Here is a 17,197-nt window from a genome sequence, read left to right as displayed (position 1 = left end):
CCCGAGGTCGTCATGCAGCCGTTCGCCATCGCCCCTTCGATTCTTTCCGCCAATTTCGCCCGCCTGGGCGAGGAAGTGGACAACGTGCTGGCCGCCGGCGCCGACATCGTCCATTTCGACGTGATGGACAACCACTACGTGCCCAACCTCACAATCGGCCCGATGGTCTGCTCGGCGCTGCGCAAGCATGGCGTCACCGCGCCCATCGACGTGCACCTGATGGTCAAGCCGGTGGATCGTATGATCGGCGACTTCCTCGAGGCCGGCGCGACTTACATCACCTTCCATCCGGAAGCCTCGGAGCACATCGATCGTTCGCTGCAGCTGATCAAGGACGGCGGTGCCATGGCCGGTCTGGTGTTCAACCCGGCGACACCGCTGGACGTGCTCAAGTACGTCATGGACAAGGTCGACATGGTCCTGCTGATGAGCGTCAACCCTGGCTTCGGCGGGCAGAAGTTCATTCCTGGCACGCTGGACAAGCTGCGCGAGGCGCGCGCCCTGATCGACGCCAGCGGTCGCGAGATTCGCCTGGAGATCGATGGCGGCGTCAATCCGAAGAACATCCGCGAGATCGCCGCAGCAGGCGCCGACACCTTCGTCGCCGGCTCGGCCATCTTCAACCAGCCGGACTACAAGGCGGTGATCGACCAGATGCGCGCCGAGCTGGCGCTGGCCCGCCCATGACTCGCCTGGAGCAACTGTTCGACGGCACGCTGCCACGGCTGGTGATGTTCGATCTGGACGGCACCCTGATGGACTCGGTACCGGACCTGGCCGCCGCAGTGGACAAGATGCTGATGCTGCTCGGCCGCCCACCGGCCGGTGTGGCCCGCGTGCGCGACTGGGTTGGCAACGGCTCGCGGGTGCTGGTGCGTCGCGCCTTGGCCGGGCAGCTGGACCATGACGGTGTGGCCGACGAGCTGGCTGACGAGGCGCTGGCGCTGTTCATGCAGGCCTACGCCGGCGGCCACGAGCTGACCGCTGTCTATCCGGGCGTTCGTGACTGTCTGGACTGGCTGCGCGAGCGTAGGGTGAAGCTGGCGATCATCACCAACAAGCCGGCGCAGTTCATCGAACCGCTGCTGGAGGAGAAGGGGCTGGCCGGTTACTTCGATTGGCTGGTCGGTGGCGATACCTTGCCGCAGCAGAAACCCGACCCGGCGGCGCTGTTCTGGGTGATGGACAAGGCGGGCGTTGCGCCCAGCGAATCGCTGTTCGTTGGGGACTCACGCAACGACGTACGGGCTGCCAAGGCCGCGACAGTACGCTGTGTCGCGCTTACCTACGGCTACAACCACGGCGAGCCCATCGCGGATGAGCAGCCGGCGCTGGTGCTCGACGACCTGCGCGAGCTGGTTGCTTCGGTTCCGGGCCTGCGCTAGTGTGGCCGGACTCTTTTTGACCCACCGAAGAGATCAGCTCGTGGTGCTCACCCGCAGACAATGGATGAAAGTCATCAAGGCCCTGGCCCGTTGGCGCTGGCGCGCCTGACTTTTTCCTGCCGGCCAGGCCGGCGCGTTTGCCGTTGTTCGTTCGAACCCTCCTCAGACCACGAGGCTGACATGACCCGCGAAGAATTCCTGCGTTTGGCCGCCGAAGGCCATAACCGCATCCCCCTGTCGTTCGAAACCCTTGCCGACTTCGACACGCCGCTGTCGCTGTACCTGAAACTGGCCGATGCGCCGAACTCCTATCTGCTCGAATCCGTTCAGGGCGGCGAGAAGTGGGGGCGCTATTCGATCATCGGCCTGCCGTGCCGCACCGTGCTGCGCGTGCAGGACCACCGCATCAGCGTGACTACCGATGGCGTCGAGACCGAGGCCTGCGAGGTCGAGGACCCGCTGGCCTTCGTCGAGTCCTTCCAGCAGCGCTACCGCGTCGCGCCGGTCGAAGGACTGCCGCGCTTCAACGGCGGGCTGGTCGGCTACTTCGGCTACGACAGCGTGCGCTATGTCGAGCGCAAACTGGGCAGTTGCCCCAACCCGGATCCGCTGGGCACACCGGATATCCTGCTGATGGTTTCCGACGCCGTGGTCGTGTTCGACAACCTCGCCGGCAAGCTGCACTGCATCGTGCTGGTCGACCCGTCGCAGCCGGAAGCCTATGAGGCAGGTCAGGCCCGCCTGCAGGCGCTTCGGGCGAAGCTGCGCCAGTCGATCACCCCGCGCCTGGGCCTGGATTTCGAAAGGAGCAACGGTGCCGAACCGACCTTCCGCTCCAGCTTCAGCCGCGAGGATTACGAGCAGGCGGTCAATCGCATCAAGGACTACATCCTCGCCGGCGACTGCATGCAGGTGGTGATTTCCCAGCGCATGTCGATCCCGTTCAAGGCTGCGCCGATCGATCTCTACCGCGCACTGCGCTGCTTCAACCCGACGCCCTACATGTACTTCTTCAACTTCGGCGACTTCCACGTGGTGGGGTCGTCGCCGGAAGTGCTGGTGCGCGTCGAGGAAGGTCTGGTCACGGTCCGTCCCATCGCCGGCACCCGTCCACGCGGCGCCAACGAAGAAGCTGATCTGGCGCTGGAGCAGGACCTGCTCAGCGATGCCAAGGAGCTCGCCGAACACCTGATGCTGATCGACCTGGGGCGCAACGACGTCGGTCGTGTCGCCCAGACAGGCACGGTGCGGCTGACCGAGAAGATGGTCATCGAGCGCTATTCGAATGTCATGCACATCGTTTCCAACGTCACCGGCCAGCTCAAGGCGCCCCTGACGGCGATGGACGCGCTGCGCGCGATCCTGCCGGCCGGCACGCTCTCGGGTGCACCGAAGATTCGCGCCATGGAAATCATCGACGAGCTCGAGCCGGTCAAGCGTGGTGTGTACGGCGGCGCCGTCGGCTATCTCGCCTGGAACGGCAACATGGATACCGCCATCGCCATCCGTACCGCGGTGATCAAGGACGGCGAGCTGCATGTGCAGGCCGGTGCCGGCATCGTTGCCGACTCGCAGCCGGCCCTTGAATGGGAAGAGACGCTGAACAAGCGCCGCGCCATGTTCCGCGCGGTAGCCCTCGCCGAGCGCGACGAGCAGGAGAACTGATCATGCTGCTGATGTTGGATAACTACGATTCCTTTACCTACAACGTCGTGCAGTACCTCGGCGAGCTGGGCGCTGACGTCAAAGTGGTGCGCAACGACGAACTGAGCGTAGCCGAAATCGAAGCGCTGAATCCGGAGCGTATCGTCGTCTCGCCCGGCCCGTGCACGCCGAACGAGGCCGGTGTGTCGCTGGAGCTGATTCGTCATTTCGCCGGCAAGTTGCCGATTCTCGGCGTCTGCCTCGGCCACCAGAGCATCGGTCAGGCCTTCGGTGGCGATGTGGTGCGCGCCCGTCAGGCCATGCACGGCAAGACCAGTCCGGTGTTTCACCATGATCAGGGTGTGTTCGCCGGGCTCAATAATCCGCTGACCGTCACCCGTTACCACTCGCTGGTGGTCAAGCGCGAAACGCTACCCGATTGCCTGGAGATCACCGCCTGGACTCAGTTCGATGACGGTTCGGTGGACGAGATCATGGGGCTGCGACACAAGACGCTGAACATCGAGGGCGTACAGTTCCACCCCGAGTCGATCCTCACCGAACAGGGCCATGAGCTGTTCGCGAATTTTCTGAAGCAGACCGGAGGTGTGCGCTGATGGATATCAAGGAAGCCCTCAACCGCATCGTCGGTCAGCTCGACCTGACCACCGAAGAGATGCAGGCGGTGATGCGCCAGATCATGACCGGTCAGTGCACAGACGCGCAGGTCGGTGCGTTCCTCATGGGCATGCGCATGAAGAGCGAAACCATCGACGAGATCGTCGGCGCCGTGCAGGTCATGCGCGAGTTGGCCGCTCCGGTGCGTTTCGACACCGACAAGCTGGTCGACACCTGTGGCACCGGTGGCGACGGGATGAACATCTTCAACGTGTCCACCGCTGCCTCGTTCGTTGTTGCGGCTGCTGGCGGCAAGGTGGCCAAGCACGGCAATCGTGCGGTATCCGGCAAGAGCGGCAGTGCCGATCTGCTCGAGGCGGCCGGGGTCTTCCTCGACCTGACGCCCGAGCAGGTGGCGCGCAGTGTCGATACCGTCGGTGTCGGTTTCATGTTCGCACCGGCCCATCATGGCGCCATGAAGTACGCGGCCGGGCCTCGCCGCGAACTCGGGTTGCGTACCCTGTTCAACATCCTCGGGCCGATGGCGAACCCGGCGGGTGTCCGGCATCAGGTGCTCGGCGTGTTCAGCAAGGCGTTGTGCCGGCCGATGGCCGAAGTGTTGTCTCGGCTGGGCAGCAAGCATGTGCTGGTGGTGCACGCGCAGGATGGGCTGGACGAGATCAGCCTGGCGGCGCCGACTCATGTCGCCGAGCTGAAGGACGGCGAGATCCGTGAGTACAGCATCCAGCCCGAGGATTTCGGTATCAAGAGTCAGAGCCTGATCGGCCTCAATGTCGAGGACGCCCAGGGCTCGCTGGCACTGATCCGGGATGCGCTGGGCCGGCGCAAGAGCGAGAACGGGCAGAAGGCTGCCGACATGATCGTGCTTAACGCCGGGGCCGCGCTTTATGCCGCCGATGTGGCGACCACGCTGAAACAGGGCGTGGAAATGGCCCATGACGCGCTGTGCTCGGGTATCGCCCGCGACAAGCTGGAAGAGCTGGTGTCCTTCACCGCGGTGTTCAAGCAGGAGAATCAGAAATGAGTGTGCCGACCGTGCTGGAGAAGATCATCGCGCGCAAGCTCGAGGAGGTTGCCGAGCGCAGCCGTCGAATCGGCCTGGCAGAGCTGGAGCAGCAGGCCGCGATCGCCGACCCGGTGCGCGGCTTCGCGGCGGCGCTCGAGCAGCGCGTGAACGCCAAGGAGCCAGCGGTGATCGCCGAAGTGAAGAAGGCCTCGCCGAGCAAGGGCGTCATTCGCGACCCGTTCCTGCCTGCCGAGATCGCGGCCGGTTACGAGGCCGGCGGAGCTGCCTGTCTGTCGGTGCTGACCGACATCGATTTCTTCCAGGGTGCCGATGCCTATCTGCAGCAAGCCCGTGCGGCCTGCTCGCTGCCGGTGATTCGCAAGGACTTCATGATCGATCCCTATCAGGTGGTCGAGGCGCGCGCACTTGGCGCCGACTGCATCCTGCTGATCGTTGCGGCATTGGACGATGCGCGGATGCATGAGCTGGCGGCGGTGGCCAAGGCTCACGGCCTGGACGTTCTGGTCGAGGTGCACGATGGCGACGAACTGGAGCGGGCGCTGCGCCTGGAGACTCCGCTGGTCGGCATCAACAACCGCAACCTGCACACGTTCGAGGTCAGTCTGGAGACCACGCTGGACCTGCTGCCGCGGGTGCCGAAGGATCGTCTGGTGATTACCGAGAGCGGGATTCTTAATCGGGCTGACGTCGAGCTGATGGAAATCAATCAGGTCTACGCGTTTCTGGTAGGCGAGGCTTTCATGCGCGCCGAGCAGCCGGGCGTCGAGTTGCAGCGACTGTTCTTTCCCGACCGGGCTCGAAGCCGCGGTGTGGTCGCCGATCCGGAATGACCGCCTGCCCGCGTGACGCGGACAGGCGGCGAGCCTGGCGGGTCAGCGGGTGCCGAACACCACCATGGTCTTGCCTTTGACGTAGACGAGACCCTGCGACTCCAGGCTCTTCAGCACGCGGCCGACCATTTCGCGGGAGCAACCAACAATGCGACCGATTTCCTGACGGGTGATCTTGATCTGCATGCCGTCCGGATGGGTCATCGCGTCGGGCTGCTTGCACAGATCCAGCAGCGTACGCGCGACGCGGCCGGTAACGTCGAGAAAGGCCAGGTCTCCGACCTTGCGCGTGGTGTTGCGCAGGCGTTCGGCCATCTGGCTGCCGAGGGCATAGAGAATGTCCGGATCCTGCTGGGTCAGCTCGCGGAATTTCGCGTAGCTCAGCTCGGCCACTTCGCACTCGGTTTTTGCGCGGACCCAGGCGCTACGTTCCTTGTCCGAACCTTCCTTTTCGAAAAGCCCCATCTCTCCGAAAAAGTCGCCCGCGTTCAGGTAAGCGATGATCATCTCGCGGCCGTCATCATCCTCGATAAGGATGGTGACCGAGCCTTTGACGATGAAAAAAAGCGACTCGCAACGGTCGCCAGCGTAAATGATCGTGCTTTTTGCCGTGTACCGCCGTCTATGGCAGTGCGCGAGCAACTTGTCGATATTCTTTATCTTGATCTTGGGCGTGAGTGAGATAGCTACCATGCTGTGGGGTCCCGGATAAGTATTTGAAAGACTGATTGGTTATTGTTATTTGTGACTATGATTCAGCTTTCGTCAGCTTAACGACGAAGGTAGTCCGAGAGCAAAGTTGCGACACCGGAAACGTGCGGGTCAACGCACCTTTAGTCGTGTGTGTTGTCGCTGACGACTGGAAGGCCCATGTTAAGCTATTTGTTCTGGTCTTTATGGAGTTGGCGATGAAAGCGCGCATTCAATGGGTCGATGGCGCAATGTTCCTGGGTGAGTCCGGAAGCGGTCATGTCGTTGTCATGGACGGGCCACCCGAGAACGGTGGGCGAAACCTCGGTGTACGGCCCATGGAGATGCTGCTGCTCGGCCTGGGTGGCTGCAGCAATTTCGACGTGGTCAGCATCCTGAAAAAGTCGCGGCAGGCGGTCGATAGTTGCGAAGCCTTCGTAGAGGCCGAACGCGCTTCGGAAGACCCCAAGGTATTTACCCGTATCCATCTGCGTTTCGTCGTCAAGGGTCGCGGGCTGAAGGAGGCTCAGGTCAAGCGCGCCGTCGAGCTGTCGGCCGAGAAGTACTGCTCCGCTTCCATCATGCTCGGTAGAGCTGGCGTCGAGATCACCCATGCCTACGAAATCGTCGAACTGGACTGATCGTGGCCGTACAGGTCCGGCCTGGCTCAATAACCTGATCAAGACATTGCACTCCGATATATACGGCTCTGCATGCCGAGACGTCTGAGATCAACTGGCGTATGTACAACGCATGGACGACGCGTACGACGCCGAATGGCTCACCAGATTCTTAGCGATGTGATCGATCACAAGTGCAAATATCTCGAAATTGCCGTGATCTTGCCGCTGAAGGCACTCTTTGCTGATCGAAGATTCGATAGAACATCGTCACCTTCGGCTTTTCGCGCGGGCTCATTCGGATCGAGGGAACGAACACATCGCATCGAGCATGAATTCAATTGTGTCTTCGCGGATACATGCCCGGCGTATCAGAGGTTCGACATAAACAAGAAAGGGCGCCGCTGCGCCCTTTCTTGTGCCCGCTCGCCTATTCAGATGCGGTAGGTGGCCTTGGTCATGACTTTAGAAACCAGGCTCATGCCGAACTTGACGGGTGCCGGGAAGCGCAGCCCGCCGGCTTCGATCGCCGCCGTGGAATGCTCTGCTTCGTCCTCGCGCATCTGCTCGAGAATGGCTCGGGATTTCTCATCCCCGGCTGGCAACTGGCCGAGGTGATCGTCCAGGTGCTTGCAGACCTGGTCTTCGGTCGCCGCGACAAAGCCGAGACTGATGCGGTCGCTGATCAACCCGGCCGAGGCCCCGATGCCGAAGGACAGGCCATAGAAAATCGGGTTGAGCACACTGGTGTGGCTGCCCAGCTGGCGGATGCGCTGCTCACACCAGGCCAGATGATCGATCTCCTCATCCGCAGCCTGCTCCATCGCCTGGCGCACCTGCGGCAGGCGCGCCGTCAGTGCCTGCCCCTGGTAAAGCGCCTGGGCGCAGACTTCACCGGTGTGGTTGATGCGCATCAACCCGGCAACATGGCGGGTTTCACTCTCGCTGAGCTCCGTCTCGGTCTTCAGCAGTGCCGGCGAAGGGCGCGAGGGTTGACCGCTGAACGGGAGCAGCGTCCGTAATGCCGCATCGGCCTGCATGAGCAGTCGGTCGGCAGGGGAGTAGTGGCGTTGGCTGGGCATATGTCCTCCGGAAAAAGATGAGGTCGCTAGCAAGGCATCATTCGCGGTGCGGGGATTGCGCTGCCGTCAGCCGGGCGGCCAGTGCATCTGGCGTTGTCCGAGTACGTGCATATGAATGTGATAGACCGTCTGCCCGCCAAGGTCGTTGCAGTTCATTACGACTCGAAAGCCATCCTGGCAGCCCTGTTCTTCGGCCAGGCGCTGCGCCGTGAAGAGGATGTGCCCGGCGAGCACCTTGTCGTCCTTCTCGCTCAAGTCATGCAGCGTGGCAATGTGCTTTTTCGGAATGACCAGAAAGTGGACGGGAGCCTGAGCGCCAATGTCGTGGAAGGCAATGACCTGATCGTCCTCATAAAGCTTGCGCGCCGGGATTTCCCCGGCCACGATCTTGCAAAACAGGCAATCCATGACGGTTCTCCGATTGCGTCGGCCGTACAGTGTATCAGGGCGATCGAGCCAGGGTGAGCCTGCACAGGGAGGTGAGGTGAAGAACGATATCCATGATCTGGGCCTTGTGCTCGAATCGCGCGTCAAACTCGTGCTGGTCGAGTCCTGGGACGAGCGGCGGGTGCTCGAAACCCTGACGGGGCTGGCCGTACGGCAAGGCCTGGGTTTTTACGTCTGGTCTGCCACCGAAGGGCTGCGGCATCTGGGTTTCGGGGGTGAGCTGCAAGGCGGGGAGGAGAGCTGTTCGCCGGAGGTGGCGCTCAAGCGGGTGAAGCAGGACGTTCGGGCGAACCTCTATGTGTTCTGCGATCTGCATCCGTACCTGGACGAGCCAAAGCTGGTGCGCTTGCTCAAGGATATTGCACTGAGCGAAGCGCCCATGGCGCCCACCGTCGTCCTGGTGTCGCATGCGCTCAAGCTGCCGCCCGAGGTGCAACGCCTCGCTGCACGATTCAGCCTGTCGTTGCCTGCCGAAGAGGAGCTGCTTACGATCGTTCGTGAGGAAGCCACTCGCTGGAGCGAGCGCAATCGAGGGGCGAGGGTTCGCACCGACAATCGGACCCTGCAGCAGGTCGTGAAGAATCTGCGCGGCCTGAGTCACGCCGAGGCGCGAGCCCTCGCGCGCAATGTCATCTGCGATGACGGCGCCATCACGCAAGATGACCTGCCCGAACTCAACCGGGCCAAGTTCCGGCTGCTGGATCTCGACGGCGTGCTGGGCTTCGAATACGAAACCGCGCGCTTTGCGGAAGTCGGAGGGCTGGCGAATTTCAAGCGCTGGCTGGCTGAGCGTCAGGGCGCATTCCTCGGCGGTCAGGGTGACGACCTGCCACGCGGAGTGATGCTGGTCGGGGTCCAGGGTGGTGGCAAGAGCCTCGCTGCGAAGGCGGTTGCCGGTTTATGGGGGCTGCCCCTGCTGCGCCTTGACTTCGCGTGCCTGTACAACAAGTACTTCGGCGAAACCGAGCGCAATCTGCGGGAGGCTCTGGCACTGGCCGAACAGATGGCGCCTTGTGTGCTGTGGATGGACGAGATCGAGAAAGGCCTGGCAACCGGCGACATGGACGGCGGTGTCAGCCAGCGGGTATTGGGGACGTTGCTGACCTGGATGGCTGAGCGCACCGCCCCGGTGTTCATGGTGGCCACGGCGAACGCGATCGATCGGCTGCCGCCTGAGCTGCTGCGCAAAGGGCGCTTTGACGAGCTGTTCTTCGTCGACCTGCCCGACCTGGCGACGCGCGCGGAGATCTTCCGAATTCACCTTGCTCGCCGTGAAATGGAGCCGGACGGTCTCGGGCTCATGGCGCTAGCCGAGGCCAGTGAAGGATTCTCTGGTGCGGAAATCGAGCAGGTGGTGGTCAGCGCCGTCTATGCCGCCCAAGCCCAGCAAAGACCGGTCGATCAGGCGATGCTGCTCGAAAGCCTGCGAGCGACCGCGCCACTGTCGGTGGTCATGTCCGAGCATCTATCGGCCCTGCGTGCCTGGGCGCAGGGCCGTACGGTGCGTGCTGATTGACTGCTGACCTCAGAAGGCACTCTGGCGCAGATCGACCAGCGTCGGCACGGTCAATGCTGCCGCGACGCCAATCAGGATGACCAGCAGCCAGAGGGTCGCGAGTATCTTTACCGACAGGCTGTTGGGGGGCGGTGGCGAGCCGTATCGATTGACGTCTTTGCTTCCCGGCACGAGCATCATGACGAAGGGGAAGATCGTGCCGACGACTGGCACCAGGTTCAGCAGGAGCAGCCAGCCAGACCAACCAAAATCGTGCAGGCGCTGCACGCCGATCTGTACGTTGACCACCAGCATGCCGATGAAGATCAGGCCCATGCAGATCACGCCGGCAATGCTGGAGATGGCCATGATGATCCCGGCGATGCCGAACAGCCCCGCTGACGCGAGCACGACGACCAGTGACCAGGCCAGATAGCGAAGTCGACCGATCCGTCCGCTGACGGAGAAGGGCTTGAGTTCCCCGTGTATCGGCATGACCTCGCCTACGAGGGACGAGGGAGGCGCGTACGGGGAAGGCCCTGCGCTTGCGCTGCGAGGCTTGATCTCCTCGCGCAGCTGGGCCTGGCGTGCGAGGTACTTGTCGATGATGATGCCGCAGGCGCTGCATTCGCTGGACTGGCTTTGCACGTGGCCGCATTTGGGGCAGGTCATCGGAGCGGCGCTGGGCTCATGAACGCGTGCAGCAGCCAGTTCTTCCTCGGTCTGGACCAGACTCAACGAGGGCGCTATGCGCTCGGGCTCCTTGTATGCCCTGGCCCCCGCCCGGTGCAGCGCGCCGAGGTACTTGTCGGCCTCATTGCTGCTGAGCTTGCTCTTGATGATGGCAGCCTCGCCACTGAACAGGCGTTCCACCTTGCCGAGGTCGGTCTTGAATAGCGCTGCGAGATTGGTCTTCACTGCCTCGAGAGGCATGTCTGGCATCAATTCGCCGTTGAAGACAATCCTGAATTGAGCTTCTTGCATGTGGCGTCCGTGTCACAGATGGGTGGTGGGGCAAGAGTAGAGAGCTTGCTCAGCGGAAACAACACGGTTCAGCCAAGACTTCGAGCTGTATGCCACAAAGCCGGCCGCCGGGCCGGCATTGATCGGAGCTTTCAGAACGGCTTGATGACCACCAGAATGACGATGGCGATCAGAAAGAGCACGGGAATCTCGTTGAACCAGCGATAGAAAACGTGGCCCCGCATGTTCTCGTCACGTGCAAAGCGCTTCATCTGCGCACCGCACATGTGGTGATAGCCGATCAGCAGAAGCACCAGGGTCAGCTTCGCGTGGAGCCATCCTCCGGTGCTGAACAATCCGGGGTTGAGCATGACCATCCATACTCCGAAAACCAGGGTGGCGATCATCGACGGCAGCATGATGCCGCGGTACAGCTTCCTTTCCATGATCTTGAAGCGTTCCCGGCTAGGTTGATCGTCACTCATCGCGTGATAGACGAACAGGCGCGGCAGGTAGAACAAGCCGGCAAACCAGCAAACGATGGCGATGATGTGCAGCGCTTTGAGCCAGAGGTAAAGCATCGGATTGAATCCTTCGAAGGCGGACGCGTCGATAGTAGTGGCTGGGGTCGCGCCCGTCATCCCGACGGTTGGCCCGCGATCAAAGCAGCTTTATCATCGCGCCTTTACGTTTTCAGTTCGAGGGCAGGTCATGATCAAGGTCGGTATCGTAGGCGGCACAGGCTATACGGGCGTCGAATTGCTGCGCCTGCTCGCTCAGCATCCGCAGGCCGAAGTGGTGGTGATCACCTCCCGCTCTGAGGATGGAGTGAAGGTCACCGACATGTTCCCGAACCTGCGCGGGCATTACGATGGCCTCGCATTCAGCGTGCCCGATGCAGCCACGCTGGGCGCCTGCGATGTCGTGTTCTTCGCCACGCCGCATGGTGTTGCTCACGCACTGGCCGGAGAGCTGCTGGCTGCGGGAACGCGGGTGATCGACCTGTCGGCTGATTTCCGATTGCAGGATGCCGATGAGTGGGCCAAGTGGTACGGTCAGGCTCATGGCGCTCCCGAGTTGCTGCCCGAAGCGGTTTACGGCCTGCCGGAGGTCAATCGCGATCAGATCAGGACGGCTCGCCTGATCGCGGTACCTGGCTGCTATCCAACCGCGACCCAGTTGGGTTTTCTGCCTTTGCTGGAGAGCGGACTGGCCGATGCGTCGCGCTTGATCGCCGACTGCAAGTCCGGTGTCAGTGGTGCCGGACGCGCCGCAAAGATCGGATCGCTGTTCACCGAGGCTGGCGAAAGCATGATGGCCTACGCCGTCAAAGGGCACCGTCACCTGCCTGAAATCAGCCAAGGGCTGCGCCGAGCGGCTCGGGGTGACATTGGCCTGACCTTCGTCCCGCATCTGACCCCGATGATTCGCGGCATCCATGCGACACTGTACGCTACGGTTGCGGATACTTCGGTGGATCTGCAGCGCCTGTACGAGCAGCGCTATGCCGATGAGCCTTTTGTGGACGTCATGCCCGCGGGCAGCCACCCTGAGACCCGTAGCGTGCGTGGCGCCAACGTCTGCCGTATCGCTGTGCACCGCCCTCAGGGTGGCGATCTGGTCGTGATCCTGTCGGTCATCGACAATCTGGTGAAGGGTGCCTCTGGTCAGGCCGTCCAGAACATGAACATCCTTTTTGATCTGGACGAGCGCATGGGGCTGGGCAATGCGGCGCTGCTGCCGTGATGGAGTCGCATGACGTAGCTCGACCGGGCAATGGTGAATAGTTGACCGGTTTTGTCAGGCAAGCCGATAATGCAACGTCAACGCAGTAGGGCGTTTCACGCCAGGAGAACCCAATGAGTGTCGAATCCTTCACGCCCACCGCCATCCAGTTCAGTCAGGGGGCTGCGAGCAAGGTGAAGAGCCTCGTCGATGAGGAAGGCAATCCGCGCCTGAAGCTGCGCGTCTTCGTCACGGGTGGCGGGTGCTCGGGTTTCCAGTATGGCTTCACGTTCGATGAGGATGTGGCCGATGACGATACGGTTATCGAGCGCGAGGGCGTCAGTCTCGTGGTGGACCCGATGAGCTATCAGTACCTGGCAGGTGCTGAGGTTGACTATCAGGAAGGTCTGGAAGGCTCGCGCTTTGTCATCAAGAATCCGAACGCCACGACCACCTGCGGTTGCGGACAGTCGTTTTCAATCTGACCCATCGTTGAACCGAAAAACGCCGTGCTTATGCGCGGCGTTTTTGTTTACGCGGCTTGCTATGCGGGATAGATGGCGCCGAGGATGCGCTCGCCTCTTGCCCCGGTCACGCTGGGGCGGTTGGCAGGGATGCGCTCCAGGCAGCAATGCGCGAGCCAGGCGAACGCCATCGCTTCCACCCAATCCGGCGGCACGCCTTCGCCGTCCGTGCTCCTGACATCTATGGCGGGGAGTAGCGCTTGTAAACGCCGCATCAGCGCCAGGTTATGCGCGCCGCCGCCGCAAACGAGCAGGTCCTGGGTATCGGGTTGGCTCCCAACAAGTGATTCGGCAATGCTTCTGGCGGTTAGCTCGAGCAGTGTTGCCTGTACTGCTTCGGGCTGCAGGTGCTCGCGTCCTGCCAGCATTCTTTCCAGCCATTCGAGATTGAATCGCTCGCGCCCGGTGCTCTTCGGCCCACGGGTCGTGAAGAAGCTGTCGCGCAGCATGTCGTCAAGCAGGCCTTGGTCTGTCGTGCCTCTGGCCGCCCAGTCGCCGTTACGGTCGTACGGTTGGCTCAAGTGGCGCTGAATCCACGCATCCATCAGGGCATTGCCCGGGCCGCAGTCGAAACCATGGGCGGGCTTACCGGGACATAGAAGACTGAGATTACTGAAGCCGCCGATGTTGAGCACCGCGCGCACTCGATCAGCCCTGCCAAAGACCGACTCATGGAAGGCCGGCACAAGCGGCGCGCCCTGGCCGCCAGCGGCCACATCGCGACGGCGGAAGTCGCTGACGACGGTGATGCCGGTCAGCTCTGCCAGCAGCGCTGGATTGCCGATCTGAATGGTGAAACCGCGCTGGGGTTCGTGACGCACCGTTTGGCCGTGGCTGCCGATGGCGCGTACGGATTCGGGCGAGAGGTGCTGCTCGGCGAGTAGCTGGTTGGCCATGCCGGCCACCAGCTTCGCCCAATGCTGCTCCGCTATGGCCGCCCGCGCCAGTTCATCCCCAGAGGATGAGCACAACGCCAACAGCTCCTGGCGGAGCTGGTCAGGCATCGCCTGGTAGCGGGTGGCAAGCAGGCAAGTGTGGTCGGTCTGCTCTACAAGAGCGAGGTCCACACCATCCAGGCTGGTGCCAGACATCACTCCCAGATAGAGGGGCACGATTACTGCCGGTTGAGGGCCAGCATGGTGGCCCTTTCTTCATCCATGCGCGCCATCAGGGGTTGGCTCTGCTGCATGAAACGTGGCATCTCGCTCTTGGCGATCGGGTCGGCCATTGGCAGTTTCAGTCCGAGTGGGTCGACGTGGACACCGTCTACCTGGAACTCGTAATGCAGGTGCGGTCCGGTGGAAAGGCCGGTGGTCCCGATATACCCGATGATCTGGCCCTGCTTCACGGTGGAACCGTTGCGTACGCCTTTGGCGAAGCCCTGCATGTGCGCGTAAAGGGTCCGATAGCGCTGGCCGTGCTGGATGATCACGGTATTGCCGTAGCCCCCCTTGCGGCCTGCCAGCAGGACCTTGCCATCTCCCGCGCTCTTGATCGGCGTGCCGTGTGGAGCGGCGTAATCCACACCTTTGTGTGCACGAATCTTGTTCAGAATGGGATGCTTGCGGCCATTGGAGAAGCGCGAGCTGATTCTGGCGAAGTCCACCGGCGTACGGATAAACGCTTTGCGCATGCTGGTGCCGTCGGCGTTGTAGTAGCTGGTGGTGCCATCCTTGCTGGTGTAACGAACCGCAGAATAGGTCTTGCCACGGTTGGTGAAGCGGGCAGCCAGGATATTGCCGGTACCTACGCGCTGACCTTCCACAGTCTTCTCTTCATAAATGACCTCGAAGCTGTCGCCCTTGCGGATGTCGAGCGCGAAATCGATGTCATATCCGAAGACATTGGCCAGATCCATCGTCAGGTTGTGGCTGAGGCCGGCGCGCTTGGCTGCGAGGAACAGGCTGCTATCGATCTCGCCGCGGGCGTAGACGGTACTGACCTCCGGCTTCACCTGCTCTTTCTTGAATACGTATCCCTTGGGGGTTTGTTCCAGCGCGAGGGTTTCGAGACTGTTGAGCTTGCTTCGCAGGCTCGCCAGCTCACCTTGTTCGGTCAGCTGGAATTCGAGCGTCTGACCGATCTTCAGGCGGGAAAGCTGCTTGGCATCCGGACTGCTCGCCAGGACTGCATGCATGACGGCTGGCGACAGGCCAACCTTGGCAAATACGGTCGATAGCGTATCCCCATTGGCTACCACTACGCTTTTTGCCAGAGGATCGGTTTCGGCAACAGGCTCGCCAGTCTGGTCTTCTGGTTTGCCCTCGTCACTGCTCGCCTGCTCGGATGTCTGCATGTCGGAAGCGTAGGCGAACGGAGAATCTGCGGGGCTTTGCGCGGTGGTATCAGGCTCGGCAATGATATGTCCGGAGGACTCGAGCTTGAGGTCGAGGAAGGTTTTCTTCGCTTCGACTTCACGGGATGGGAATACGAGCAGCGCCAGGCTCAGCAGCGCGGCTACACCACTAGCAGCCAGAAGATGGCTCTTGGGGTAGTTCGGAGCTTTTGATTTGGAAGGCATCATTGGGCTTCTGGCATTTTTTTGTGCGGGAAATAACTGTCTAAAATATAAGCAAAGCCCTGCTGAGGCAACCCTTGCGGCTAGTTAACTGCCGGCCGGTGCAGGCCTCGAGGTTTGTAAACGGCCTGCGATATTGTAAGGTTGTCGCCCTTTATAATGGATGGTGCGGGGCATTGCCATGAAGTCGGTTCAAGAGCAGTTGTCGGTGATCAAGAGGGGCGCTGATGAGGTGCTCGTCGAGTCTGAGCTGGTTGCCAAGCTTGAGCGAGGCGAGCCGCTGCGCGTCAAGGCTGGATTCGATCCGACGGCTCCCGACCTTCATCTCGGTCACACGGTGCTGATCAACAAGATGCGCCAGCTTCAGGAGCTCGGGCATCAGGTAGTCTTCCTTATAGGTGATTTCACCGGGATGATTGGTGACCCAAGTGGCAAAAGTGCCACAAGGCCGCCGCTGACGCGCGATCAGGTGCTGGAGAACGCCGAGACCTACAAGGCTCAGGTGTTCAAGATTCTGGATCCGGCAAGAACCGAAGTGGCATTCAACTCTACCTGGATGGACCAGCTGTCGCCTGCAGACTTCATTCGCCTGGCTTCCCAGTACACAGTTGCGCGAATGCTCGAGCGTGACGACTTCAGTAAGCGTTACTCGACCAACCAACCGATCTCCATTCACGAATTCCTGTATCCGCTGGTTCAAGGCTATGACTCCGTGGCGCTGAAAGCTGATATCGAGCTCGGCGGGACGGACCAGAAATTCAACCTGCTCATGGGGCGTGAGCTGCAGCGGGCGTACGGCCAGCCTTCCCAGTGCGTGGTGACCATGCCGTTGCTTGAAGGGCTGGATGGCATCAAGAAGATGTCCAAATCCCTTGGGAATTACGTTGGGATCCAGGAAGCGCCTGGAGTGATGTATAGCAAGCTGGTGTCGATTCCTGATTCGCTCATGTGGCGGTATTTCGAGCTGCTTAGCTTCCGCTCTGAGGAGGAGATTGCCGAGTTTCGATCCGACGTGTCGCGCGGTGCCAATCCGCGCGACATCAAGATCAAGTTGGCTGAGGAAATCGTTGCGCGATTCCATGGTGACGAGGCCGCTGCGACGGCTCATCGCTCGGCAGGTAATAGAATGAAGGATGGCGAGCTTCCAGAGGACCTGCCTCAGATTGACTTGGTTTCCGAGCAGGACATGCCTATTGCCTCTGTGCTTAATAAAGCGGGCCTCGTTAAGAACGCTGCCATGGCGCGCGATCTGCTCGGCTCTGGCGGGGTGCGTGTTGACGGGAAGGTCGTGGATCGCGACTTCGTGTTTGAGCTGGGCGCGACGCATGTCTGTCAGGCGGGCAAGAAGTCGTTCGCTCGCGTTTCGCTAAAGTCGGGTTAAAAACTGAAATAAACGGTTGACGGCTGTTTTCAGGTGCCTATAATGCGCACCACTTCCGGTGCAGTCCTCAAGCAAAACCTCTTGTAAATCAAAAGGTTAGCTAAATAAAAGGGTTGCACTGGTGGCGGATTCGAGTAGAATGCGCCGCGCTGGCAGGGTGGTGGTTGAGTCCTGTTGGTGGCTTCGGTCGGATTGATCGAAAGCGGTTGAAAGAGGTGGTTGACAGT

The 17,197-nt window shown here is 61.4% G+C and carries 18 protein-coding genes and 1 pseudogene; 11 read left to right on the top strand and 8 right to left on the bottom strand.

Features of this window, described 5'->3' with window-relative positions; genetic code table 11:
* Positions 1-12 precede the first annotated feature (12 nt).
* The 6 genes from rpe to trpC all read left to right on the top strand — a co-directional run bounded on the left by rpe (position 13) and on the right by trpC (position 5,525).
* Positions 13-687 (top strand): ribulose-phosphate 3-epimerase, encoded by a 675-nt coding sequence (gene rpe, locus VF716_RS15285; protein ID WP_020307793.1) that lies wholly within the window; start codon positions 13-15, stop codon positions 685-687.
* Positions 684-1,385: a phosphoglycolate phosphatase gene (locus VF716_RS15280; protein WP_011911955.1), complete on the top strand. Its 702-nt coding sequence runs from the start codon at positions 684-686 to the stop codon at positions 1,383-1,385. The genes rpe and VF716_RS15280 overlap by 4 nt, the downstream gene beginning before the upstream one ends.
* 180 nt (positions 1,386-1,565) lie before the next feature.
* On the top strand, positions 1,566-3,050 hold the full coding sequence (trpE, locus tag VF716_RS15275; protein WP_020307794.1) for an anthranilate synthase component I: 1,485 nt from the start codon (positions 1,566-1,568) through the stop codon (positions 3,048-3,050).
* 2 nt (positions 3,051-3,052) lie between these two features.
* Entirely contained in the window at positions 3,053-3,646 is a 594-nt protein-coding gene (locus tag VF716_RS15270; protein ID WP_011911957.1) for an aminodeoxychorismate/anthranilate synthase component II, read from the top strand.
* Positions 3,646-4,692: an anthranilate phosphoribosyltransferase gene (trpD, locus tag VF716_RS15265; protein WP_011911958.1), complete on the top strand. Its 1,047-nt coding sequence runs from the start codon at positions 3,646-3,648 to the stop codon at positions 4,690-4,692. Before VF716_RS15270 ends, trpD begins: the two co-directional genes overlap by 1 nt.
* Positions 4,689-5,525: an indole-3-glycerol phosphate synthase TrpC gene (trpC, locus tag VF716_RS15260; protein ID WP_011911959.1), complete on the top strand. Its 837-nt coding sequence runs from the start codon at positions 4,689-4,691 to the stop codon at positions 5,523-5,525. The genes trpD and trpC overlap by 4 nt, the downstream gene beginning before the upstream one ends.
* Positions 5,526-5,567: 42 nt before the next feature.
* Here the strand turns inward: trpC and crp are convergent, their stop codons facing one another.
* Positions 5,568-6,218 (bottom strand): cAMP-activated global transcriptional regulator CRP, encoded by a 651-nt coding sequence (gene crp / locus VF716_RS15255; protein WP_020307843.1) that lies wholly within the window; start codon positions 6,216-6,218, stop codon positions 5,568-5,570.
* A gap of 215 nt (positions 6,219-6,433) precedes the next feature.
* Between crp and VF716_RS15250 the strand changes: the two genes are divergently transcribed.
* The gene (locus VF716_RS15250) at positions 6,434-6,856 is read left to right on the top strand and encodes an OsmC family protein (RefSeq protein ID WP_013981698.1); all 423 of its coding nucleotides are present in this window, start codon (positions 6,434-6,436) and stop codon (positions 6,854-6,856) included.
* Between the two features lie 413 nt (positions 6,857-7,269).
* On the opposite strand, the gene coq7 is transcribed toward VF716_RS15250, so the two are convergent.
* Entirely contained in the window at positions 7,270-7,917 is a 648-nt protein-coding gene (gene coq7 / locus VF716_RS15245; RefSeq protein WP_017244325.1) for a 2-polyprenyl-3-methyl-6-methoxy-1,4-benzoquinone monooxygenase, read from the bottom strand.
* A gap of 66 nt (positions 7,918-7,983) precedes the next feature.
* Entirely contained in the window at positions 7,984-8,325 is a 342-nt protein-coding gene (locus VF716_RS15240) for a histidine triad nucleotide-binding protein (protein ID WP_014595767.1), read from the bottom strand.
* Between the two features lie 76 nt (positions 8,326-8,401).
* On the opposite strand from VF716_RS15240, the gene VF716_RS15235 reads away from it, so the two are divergent.
* Entirely contained in the window at positions 8,402-9,880 is a 1,479-nt protein-coding gene (locus tag VF716_RS15235) for an AAA family ATPase (protein WP_125881960.1), read from the top strand.
* A 9-nt stretch (positions 9,881-9,889) separates the two neighbouring features.
* On the opposite strand, the gene VF716_RS15230 is transcribed toward VF716_RS15235, so the two are convergent.
* Both VF716_RS15230 and hemJ read right to left on the bottom strand, forming a co-directional pair.
* Positions 9,890-10,843, bottom strand: coding sequence for a DUF805 domain-containing protein (locus VF716_RS15230; RefSeq protein WP_125881812.1), 954 nt, complete (start codon positions 10,841-10,843; stop codon positions 9,890-9,892).
* A 131-nt stretch (positions 10,844-10,974) separates the two neighbouring features.
* Positions 10,975-11,403, bottom strand: coding sequence for a protoporphyrinogen oxidase HemJ (gene hemJ / locus VF716_RS15225; protein WP_013981703.1), 429 nt, complete (start codon positions 11,401-11,403; stop codon positions 10,975-10,977).
* A gap of 130 nt (positions 11,404-11,533) precedes the next feature.
* Between hemJ and argC the strand changes: the two genes are divergently transcribed.
* Both argC and erpA read left to right on the top strand, forming a co-directional pair.
* The gene (gene argC, locus VF716_RS15220) at positions 11,534-12,568 is read left to right on the top strand and encodes an N-acetyl-gamma-glutamyl-phosphate reductase (RefSeq protein ID WP_019405631.1); all 1,035 of its coding nucleotides are present in this window, start codon (positions 11,534-11,536) and stop codon (positions 12,566-12,568) included.
* 113 nt (positions 12,569-12,681) lie between these two features.
* On the top strand, positions 12,682-13,032 hold the full coding sequence (gene erpA, locus VF716_RS15215) for an iron-sulfur cluster insertion protein ErpA (RefSeq protein ID WP_011911967.1): 351 nt from the start codon (positions 12,682-12,684) through the stop codon (positions 13,030-13,032).
* 59 nt (positions 13,033-13,091) lie between these two features.
* On the opposite strand, the gene VF716_RS15210 is transcribed toward erpA, so the two are convergent.
* The gene (locus VF716_RS15210; protein WP_430730986.1) at positions 13,092-14,183 is read right to left on the bottom strand and encodes an anhydro-N-acetylmuramic acid kinase; all 1,092 of its coding nucleotides are present in this window, start codon (positions 14,181-14,183) and stop codon (positions 13,092-13,094) included.
* Positions 14,184-14,185: 2 nt separating this feature from the next.
* Positions 14,186-15,595: a peptidoglycan DD-metalloendopeptidase family protein gene (locus VF716_RS15205; protein ID WP_061373959.1), complete on the bottom strand. Its 1,410-nt coding sequence runs from the start codon at positions 15,593-15,595 to the stop codon at positions 14,186-14,188.
* A gap of 175 nt (positions 15,596-15,770) precedes the next feature.
* Here VF716_RS15205 and tyrS point away from each other — a divergent pair, with 175 nt between their 5' ends.
* A complete protein-coding gene (gene tyrS, locus VF716_RS15200; RefSeq protein WP_440552788.1) occupies positions 15,771-16,970 on the top strand; it encodes a tyrosine--tRNA ligase in 1,200 nt (399 codons plus the stop codon).
* Between the two features lie 29 nt (positions 16,971-16,999).
* Here the strand turns inward: tyrS and VF716_RS15195 are convergent.
* Positions 17,000-17,197, bottom strand: a pseudogene (locus VF716_RS15195) (hypothetical protein); the annotation flags it as partial.

The sequence above is a fragment of the Stutzerimonas sp. Brlt_14 genome (assembly GCF_051948915.1).
In the GTDB taxonomy this organism is placed as follows: Bacteria; Pseudomonadota; Gammaproteobacteria; order Pseudomonadales; family Pseudomonadaceae; genus Stutzerimonas; species Stutzerimonas stutzeri.
Note: the sequence above shows the minus strand (reverse complement) of the source record. Positions and strands in the feature narration are given on the sequence as shown.

Coding starts and splice junctions, on each gene's coding strand:
- rpe (WP_020307793.1), top strand. CDS start 13: ATGCAGCCGTTCGCCATCGCCCCTTCGATTCTTTCCGCCAATTTCGCC.
- VF716_RS15240 (WP_014595767.1), bottom strand. CDS start 8,325: ATGGATTGCCTGTTTTGCAAGATCGTGGCCGGGGAAATCCCGGCGCGC.
- trpD (WP_011911958.1), top strand. CDS start 3,646: ATGGATATCAAGGAAGCCCTCAACCGCATCGTCGGTCAGCTCGACCTG.
- VF716_RS15250 (WP_013981698.1), top strand. CDS start 6,434: ATGAAAGCGCGCATTCAATGGGTCGATGGCGCAATGTTCCTGGGTGAG.
- coq7 (WP_017244325.1), bottom strand. CDS start 7,917: ATGCCCAGCCAACGCCACTACTCCCCTGCCGACCGACTGCTCATGCAG.
- VF716_RS15230 (WP_125881812.1), bottom strand. CDS start 10,843: ATGCAAGAAGCTCAATTCAGGATTGTCTTCAACGGCGAATTGATGCCA.
- trpC (WP_011911959.1), top strand. CDS start 4,689: ATGAGTGTGCCGACCGTGCTGGAGAAGATCATCGCGCGCAAGCTCGAG.
- VF716_RS15270 (WP_011911957.1), top strand. CDS start 3,053: ATGCTGCTGATGTTGGATAACTACGATTCCTTTACCTACAACGTCGTG.
- VF716_RS15280 (WP_011911955.1), top strand. CDS start 684: ATGACTCGCCTGGAGCAACTGTTCGACGGCACGCTGCCACGGCTGGTG.
- trpE (WP_020307794.1), top strand. CDS start 1,566: ATGACCCGCGAAGAATTCCTGCGTTTGGCCGCCGAAGGCCATAACCGC.
- VF716_RS15205 (WP_061373959.1), bottom strand. CDS start 15,595: ATGATGCCTTCCAAATCAAAAGCTCCGAACTACCCCAAGAGCCATCTT.
- tyrS (WP_440552788.1), top strand. CDS start 15,771: ATGAAGTCGGTTCAAGAGCAGTTGTCGGTGATCAAGAGGGGCGCTGAT.
- crp (WP_020307843.1), bottom strand. CDS start 6,218: ATGGTAGCTATCTCACTCACGCCCAAGATCAAGATAAAGAATATCGAC.
- argC (WP_019405631.1), top strand. CDS start 11,534: ATGATCAAGGTCGGTATCGTAGGCGGCACAGGCTATACGGGCGTCGAA.
- hemJ (WP_013981703.1), bottom strand. CDS start 11,403: ATGCTTTACCTCTGGCTCAAAGCGCTGCACATCATCGCCATCGTTTGC.
- erpA (WP_011911967.1), top strand. CDS start 12,682: ATGAGTGTCGAATCCTTCACGCCCACCGCCATCCAGTTCAGTCAGGGG.